Source organism: Micromonospora sp. NPDC007271 (assembly GCF_040634005.1).
In the GTDB taxonomy this organism is placed as follows: domain Bacteria; phylum Actinomycetota; class Actinomycetes; order Mycobacteriales; family Micromonosporaceae; genus Micromonospora.
Genome location: NZ_JBEYER010000176.1, coordinates 1 through 6,853 on the forward strand (window position 1 = coordinate 1; position 6,853 = coordinate 6,853).

7 protein-coding genes and 1 pseudogene are annotated in these 6,853 nt (G+C 71.9%); 4 read left to right on the forward strand and 4 right to left on the reverse strand.

All coding sequences use genetic code 11. The features are described 5' to 3' along the window. Window positions 1–92 precede the first annotated feature (92 nt). Together ABZ570_RS33135 and ABZ570_RS33140 are read right to left on the reverse strand one after the other, a co-directional pair. Complete coding sequence (locus tag ABZ570_RS33135) at window positions 93–929, reverse strand: peptidylprolyl isomerase (protein WP_358071997.1); 837 nt, start codon at window positions 927–929, stop codon at window positions 93–95. A 64-nt stretch (window positions 930–993) separates the two neighbouring features. Then, window positions 994–1,845 (reverse strand): peptidylprolyl isomerase, encoded by an 852-nt coding sequence (locus tag ABZ570_RS33140; protein ID WP_358071999.1) that lies wholly within the window; start codon window positions 1,843–1,845, stop codon window positions 994–996. Window positions 1,846–2,103: 258 nt separating this feature from the next. Between ABZ570_RS33140 and ABZ570_RS33145 the strand changes: the two genes are divergently transcribed. The 3 genes from ABZ570_RS33145 to ABZ570_RS33155 are packed head-to-tail and all read left to right on the forward strand — an operon-like array spanning window position 2,104 to window position 5,259. Next, window positions 2,104–2,823 (forward strand): MBL fold metallo-hydrolase, encoded by a 720-nt coding sequence (locus ABZ570_RS33145; protein ID WP_358072001.1) that lies wholly within the window; start codon window positions 2,104–2,106, stop codon window positions 2,821–2,823. Between the two features lie 57 nt (window positions 2,824–2,880). After that, complete coding sequence (gene hisS, locus ABZ570_RS33150) at window positions 2,881–4,221, forward strand: histidine--tRNA ligase (protein WP_358072003.1); 1,341 nt, start codon at window positions 2,881–2,883, stop codon at window positions 4,219–4,221. 51 nt (window positions 4,222–4,272) lie between these two features. Next, a complete protein-coding gene (locus tag ABZ570_RS33155; protein WP_358072005.1) occupies window positions 4,273–5,259 on the forward strand; it encodes an acyl-ACP desaturase in 987 nt (328 codons plus the stop codon). 124 nt (window positions 5,260–5,383) lie between these two features. Here ABZ570_RS33155 and ABZ570_RS33160 read toward each other — a convergent pair whose 3' ends face one another. Further along, window positions 5,384–5,887, reverse strand: coding sequence for a PaaI family thioesterase (locus tag ABZ570_RS33160; RefSeq protein ID WP_358072007.1), 504 nt, complete (start codon window positions 5,885–5,887; stop codon window positions 5,384–5,386). A 56-nt stretch (window positions 5,888–5,943) separates the two neighbouring features. On the opposite strand from ABZ570_RS33160, the gene ABZ570_RS33165 reads away from it, so the two are divergent. Continuing rightward, entirely contained in the window at window positions 5,944–6,417 is a 474-nt protein-coding gene (locus ABZ570_RS33165) for a helix-turn-helix domain-containing protein (RefSeq protein ID WP_358072009.1), read from the forward strand. Between the two features lie 55 nt (window positions 6,418–6,472). Here ABZ570_RS33165 and ABZ570_RS33170 read toward each other — a convergent pair. Continuing rightward, a pseudogene (locus ABZ570_RS33170) lies at window positions 6,473–6,853 on the reverse strand (SGNH/GDSL hydrolase family protein); the annotation flags it as partial.

Sequence of the window (6,853 nt, forward strand, 5' to 3'; positions counted from 1 at the left end):
CTGCGCCATGCTATGGCCGCTGCGTAGTGGGGTGTCAAGTGTCAGATGCCCCAGTGCCGGCGGGCGCTTCCGTACGTGCTGTCCGGGCCGGTTCAGGCGCCCTGGATGTCGCTCATCGTCAGCTTGTTGATGACGATCTCCTTCTTCGGGTGCCCGCCCCCGGCCTGCTGGGCGAACGCGCCGTCGTCCCCGGCCGCCGCGACCTGCTTGACCACGTCCATGCCGCCGGTGATCGTGCCCAGCACGGTGTAGTTCGGGTCGAGCTGGGAGTCGTCGTACACGATGAAGAACTGGCTGCCCGTGCTGCCCGGCCCGGCGTTGGCCATCGCGATGACGCCCTCCGGGTACGGCGGACGCTTGTCGGTGGGCAGGTTCTCCTCGGCCATGCCGTAGCTCGGGCCGCCGATGCCGTCGGTGTCCCGCCAGCCCTTGCCCGTCGCGCTCGGGTCGCCGCACTGGAGCACCTTGATGCCCTCGGTCACCAGCCGGTGGCACTTGGTGTTGTCGAAGAAGCCCTTGCTGGCCAGGTGGGTGAAGCTGCCGGCGGTGCAGGGCACCTGGTCGCGGTTGAGCTTCGCCGTGATCGGGCCCAGGTTGGTGTCGATCGTCATCGTCTGGCTGCCCTTGTTGGCCTGCTGGGTCGGGGGCAGCCCGACGTCCTTGATCTGCTTGGGGCGGCCCTCCTTGGGGACCTCGGTGTAGGCGCACTGCGAGTAGCCCGACGCGCTGGCGGTCTGCTGCTTGTCGTCGTCACCGCCGAGCGAGGTGGCCAGCCACACGGTGCCGGCGACCACGAGCACCAGCACGGCCGCCGCGCCGACGATGGCCTGCGTCTGCCGGCGCTTGCGGGCCCTGGAGGCGCGCTCGGCCATCTCCCGCTCGAGTCGGGCCCGCGCCGCCGCGCGCTGCCGCTCTCTCGTGGACGTCACGGTCACTCCTTACGGTGTTTCTCGGGCGCGGTCGTTGCCGCTGCTGATGGGGTGGGCGGCCGGGTCAGCCGGCGCTGGAGCTCGCCGCCGGCGCGGCGTTCGGCTCGCCGACGGTGAGGCTCTGGATCACCACGTCCGTCTTCGGCTTGACCTTGGCCCCGTTCCCATTGTCCACGGTCTCGAGGGCACCGACCTTCTCCACCACGTCGAGCCCGCCGGTGACCTTGCCGACGATCGAGTAGGCCGGCGTCTCCGGGTTGAAGTCCTTGAAGAAGATCAGGAACTGGCTGCCGTTGGCCCCCGGCGGGCTGCCGATCATGGCGACCGTGCCCTTCGGGTACGCCGGCGGCTGCTCCGGCGCCGGCGAGGCGGACGGGCTCGCCTGCGGCGCGGCGGGGACGTCCTCGTTGGCGAACGTGTAGGCCGGGCCGCCGAAGCCGGTGCCGCTCGGGTCGCCGCAGCGCAGCGCGCCCTCGGCGGTGATCTCGTGGCACTTGGTGTTGTCGTAGAACGACTTGCCGGCCAGGTACGAGATGCTCGCCCCCGCGCACGGCGCCGAGGTCAGGTCCAGCTCGGCGGTGATCGGGGCGCCCTGGTTGGTGGTGACCGTCATCGTCCGGGTGCCGGAGGTGGGCAGGCCGGTGGTGGGCGGGGTGCCGACGTCCTTGAGGTTGGTGTTGGCGCTGGCGTCCTGCGGGGTCCAGAGACAGACGTCCTCGGCGGCCTTCGGCTCCGGCTTCGAGTCGAACGCGCCGAGCCCCCACGCCGAACCGAGCACGATCAGCGCGAGCACCACGGCGGCGCCGATACCGGCCTGGATCTGCCGGCGGCGCTTCGCCGCGGCGGCCCGCCGGGCGAGCTGCCGGTCGAGCTTGGCCCGCGCCAGTTTGCGCTGCCGGTCCCTGCTGGAAGCCACCCGTGCTCCCCTTCCTCTACCCTGGTCCTCGCCGGCGCTGGGGCCTCTCCGCCCGCCGGTGCGCAGGTGCGCCACGCCACACGTCCGCCAGAGTGTACGGCCACCGGCTGGGAAAGTGGTGTAGAGGTTCCGCCCGGCTTCATCGGACGTTCTCGCTGTGCCCTGCGGGAAGGTTGGGACGCGTGTGCGGCGTAACCCGCTCGCCCGGGCGGCTAGGCTGCTGACCGGGGACGACGACTCGAGGGAAGGGGAGCGGACGTGCTCGTGGCCGGCTTTCCCGCGGACGCCTTCGGCACCAACTGCTATGTGGTGGCGACCGCGCCGGGGGAGCAGTGCGTGGTGGTCGACCCCGGGATCGGGGTGCTGGACCGGCTCGACGCCGTGCTCGCCGAGCACCGCCTGCACCCGGCCGCGGTGCTGCTCACCCACGGCCACCTCGACCACACCTTCTCGGTGGCGCCGGTCTGCGGCGCGCGGGGCATCCCCGCGTACGTCCACCCGGACGACCGGGAGCTGCTCGCCGACCCGGCGAAGGCGCTCTCGATGGACCTCACCCAGCTCTTCGGCGGCCGGCTGCCGTACGCCGAGCCGGAGGACGTGGCCGAGCTGACCGACGGCGCCACGCTCAGCCTGGCCGGGTTGGAGCTCACCGTCGACCACGCCCCCGGCCATACCGGCGGGTCGGTGCTGTTCCGGATGCCCGGCGCCGGCTCGCCCTGGGAGGCCGAGCAGATCTGCCTCTCCGGTGACGTGCTCTTCGCCGGCTCGATCGGCCGCACCGACCTGCCGGGCGGCAGCATGCCCCGCATGCTGACCAGCCTCCGGGAGAAGGTCCTCCCGCTGGCCGACGACACCGTCGTCCTGCCCGGCCACGGCCCCGCGACCACCATCGGCCGCGAGCGCGCGACCAACCCGTACCTCATCGAGGTGGCGGAGTCCGGCGGCGCGCGCCCGGCCGCGCCCACCCGCGGCCTGTAGATCCGCCGCGGCCCACGCCCGCACCGCGCGGTCCGCGCGGGATTCAAGGAGTACGCCATGAGCAAGCCCACGCCGATTTCCGGATTCCCCGAATGGACGCCTGCCCAGCGGATGATCGAGCAGTTCGTGCTCGATCGAATCCGGTCCACCTTCGAGCTGTACGGCTTCGCGCCGCTGGAGACCCGCTCGGTCGAGCCGTTGGACCAGTTGTTGCGGAAGGGGGAGACCTCCAAGGAGGTCTACGTGCTGCGGCGGCTCCAGGCCGACCCGGAGGGCGCGGCCGGCGACGACGCGCTCGGCCTGCACTTCGACCTCACCGTGCCGTTCGCCCGCTACGTGCTGGAGAACGCCGGCAAGCTGCAGTTCCCGTTCCGCCGCTACCAGATCCAGAAGGTGTGGCGGGGGGAGCGGCCGCAGGAGGGGCGCTACCGCGAGTTTCTCCAGGCCGACATCGACATCGTCGACCGGGACACCCTGCCGGCCCACTACGAGGCCGAGATGCCGCTGGTCATCGGCGACGCGCTGCGCTCGCTGCCCATCCCGCCGGTGCGGATCCAGGTCAACAACCGCAAGATCTGTGAGGGGTTCTACCGGGGCATCGGGCTGACCGACCCGGAGGCGGCGCTGCGCGCGGTCGACAAGCTCGACAAGATCGGTCCGGCGAAGGTGGCCGAGCTGCTGGCCGAGACGGCCGGAGCGAGCGAGGCGCAGGCCAAGGCGTGCCTCGCCCTGGCCGAGATCTCCGCGCCGGACGCCTCCTTCGCCGATGCGGTGCGCGCCCTCGGGGTGAGCGACCCGCTGCTGGAGGAGGGTATCGCGGAGCTGAGCGCGGTGGTGGAGACCGCCGCCGCGCACTCGCCCGGCCTCTGCGTCGCGGACCTGCGCATCGCGCGTGGCCTGGATTACTACACCGGCACCGTCTACGAGACGCAGATGGTCGGCTACGAGCGGTTCGGCTCGATCTGCTCCGGCGGCCGGTACGACAACCTGGCCAGCTCGGGCAACGTCCGCTTCCCCGGGGTGGGCATCTCCATCGGGGTGACCCGGCTGCTCGGCCTGCTCTTCGGCACCGACGCGCTGTCGGTCTCCCGCAGCGTGCCCACCTGCGTGCTGGTCGCGGTCACCGCCGAGGACGAGCGGCCGGCCAGCAACAAGGTCGCCGAGGCGCTGCGCTCTCGCGGCATCCCCACCGAGGTGTCGCCCAGCGCCGCCAAGTTCGGCAAGCAGATCCGGTACGCCGAGCGGCGCGGCATCCCGTACGTCTGGTTCCCCGGCGCCGAGGGTGACGAGGTGAAGGACATCCGCTCGGGTGAGCAGGTGGCCGCGGCGGCGGGCGAGTGGACCCCGCCCCGGGCAGACCTGAAGCCGCTGGTCGGCCCCGCCTCGACTGGCGCCTGACGACGATTCGACCTACGGTGGCGTAACTTACGCCACCGTAGGGAGAACCGCGTGACCGTGCTCAGCCAGACCGCCCTCCTCCACGAACTCGAACCCGTGGTCGAGAAGAACCTCGACCGGCACCTGTCGCTGGCGAAGGAGTGGTTCCCGCACGAGTACGTGCCGTGGAGCGAGGGGCGTACCTTCGACGGCCCGCTCGGTGGGGAACCGTGGGCGGAGAAGGACTCGACGTTGCCCGAGGTGGCCCGGACCGCGCTGATCGTCAACCTGCTCACCGAGGACAACCTGCCCTCGTACCACCACGAGATCGCCAGCCTCTTCGGCCGGGACGGCGCATGGGGCACCTGGGTGCACCGGTGGACCGCGGAGGAGGGGCGGCACGGCACCGCCATCCGCGACTACCTCACGGTGACCCGGGCGGTCGACCCGGTGGCCCTGGAACGGGCCCGGATGGTGCACATGTCGGCCGGCTACCACAACACCCACGACGACGAGGTGCTGCACTCGCTGGCGTACGTCTCGTTCCAGGAACTGGCCACCCGGATCTCGCACCGCAACACCGGCCGAGCCACCGCCGACCCGATCTGCGAGGCGCTGCTGGCCCGGGTGGCGGCCGACGAGAACCTGCACATGGTCTTCTACCGCAACCTGCTGGCCGCGGCCTTCGAGTTGGCGCCGAGCCAGGCCATGCGCGCGGTCGCCGACGTGCTGGCCGACTTCCAGATGCCGGGCGTCGGCATCGAGGGCTTCGCCCGCAAGTCGGTGGCCATCGCCCTGGCCGGCATATACGACCTGCGCCAGCACCGGGACGAGGTGGTCGTTCCGGTGCTGCGGCAGTGGAACCTCTTCGAGGCGACCGGGCTGGACGCCGACGGCGAGGTCGCCCGCGACCAGATCGCCGCCCACCTGGACACCCTGGAGCTCCAGGCATCCCGCTTCGAGGAGAAGCGCGCCGCCCGCGCCGCCCGCCGCCCCACCACCCCTGCCCCCTCCGTCCGCGCCGATCATGGAGTTCTGGCCGACAACCAACCGGGATGAAAGTGGCGCACCGGGCGCCACAGCTCCATGACCCTAGGACTCACCGGTCCAGGGGGTGCGAGTGCTCACTCGTCCGCGGCTACCGGACGTCGAGTCTGCCTCCCGGCCGACCCGACGCCTCCCATCAGGGGGTGAGGGGGAGGAGGAGGCAGGAGGAGGTGGCGTGGGCGATCAGGCGGTCCTTGGTGTCCGTCAGGCGCGCCTCGGCCAGGGCGGTCCGCCGCCCGCGCTGCAGCACGGTGCCCTCGCAGCGCAGCCGGCCGCTGTCGACCGTGACCGGCCGGAGGAACTTCACGTTCAGGTCCAGTGAGGTGTAGCCGACGCCGGCTGGCAGCGTGCTGTGCACGGCGCACCCGGTGGCGGTGTCGAGCAGCGTGGAGATGACCCCGCCGTGCACCGTGCCGAGCGGGTTGTAGTGGAACTCCTGCGGCACCAGCTCGACCGTGACCCGGCCCTCGTCCGCCTCCATCCGGGCCATGTCGATCAGATGCATGATCGGCGGTGCGGCCAGCTCCCCGGCGATCATCGCGCGCAGCAGCTCCAGGCCGCTGCGCCGACCGATGTGCGCGGCCCCGGCCAGCGGGTCGGACCAGGAGAAGGTGCGGCTACGGTCCTGCGTCTGTGTCATGGACTCAGGCTCGCAGCGCGTTGCTGAGTCTGTCAATCAGACCTAGCCTGGTCGGCATGAGACCCGCGGCACTGGACTGGTCGGTGGAGAACTGCACCATCGCCCGCGCGATGGCCATCCTCGGCGAGCGGTGGACCCTGGTCGTGCTCCGCGAGGTCTTCAACGGCGTACGCCGCTTCGACGACATGCGGGTCCGCACGGGAATCCCCCGGCAGGTGCTCACCAACCGGCTCGCCATGCTGGTGGAGCAGGGCGTCCTGCGCCGCGTGCCGTACCGCGAGCCGGGCAGCCGGCTGCGGCACGAGTACCGGCTCACCGACAAGGGGCTCGACCTGTGGCCGGTGCTGGTGGCGGTGCTCGGCTGGGGCGACCGCTACCTGGCCGACCCGGACGGCTCGCCGCTGGCGGTCGTCCACCGGGACTGCGGGGCCGAGGCGCGGGTCGCGCTGCGCTGCGCGGACGGGCACGAGGTGACCGAACCACGCGACCTGCTGCCCCGGCCCGGCCCGGGGGCACGTCGCCGGACCTGAGGCGCGATCCGGCGCGCGGCCACCGGGCGGGGGCCGTGCGCCGGGCGGGGAGGGCTTACCAGCCGAAGCCGGCTGAATACGAGACGCTGGCGAGCACCGCCTGGCCGCTGGTGTTCGGGTGGAAGTAGTCCCAGGTGGAGACCTGGCTCAGCGCGAACGGGTAGCTGAACACCGCGTTGTCGTCGAAGTCGCAGTTCGGGCCGTACGCGACGCAGGCCTGGGCGAGCTGGGTGTTGTAGTCGATCACCCGTTGCCGGACCCGGGCCCGCCGGTCCACGTCGGCCTGGCTGGTCGAGGTCGGGTTGGCCAGCATGGACTGGCAGATCCCGAAGGCCGACCAGGCCGACCGGGCGCTGCCGCTGTCCTTGCCCACGTACCAGAGCCGGTGGATGTCCGGGATGCTGATCACGGCGACCCGGGCGTTCGGCAGGCCGGC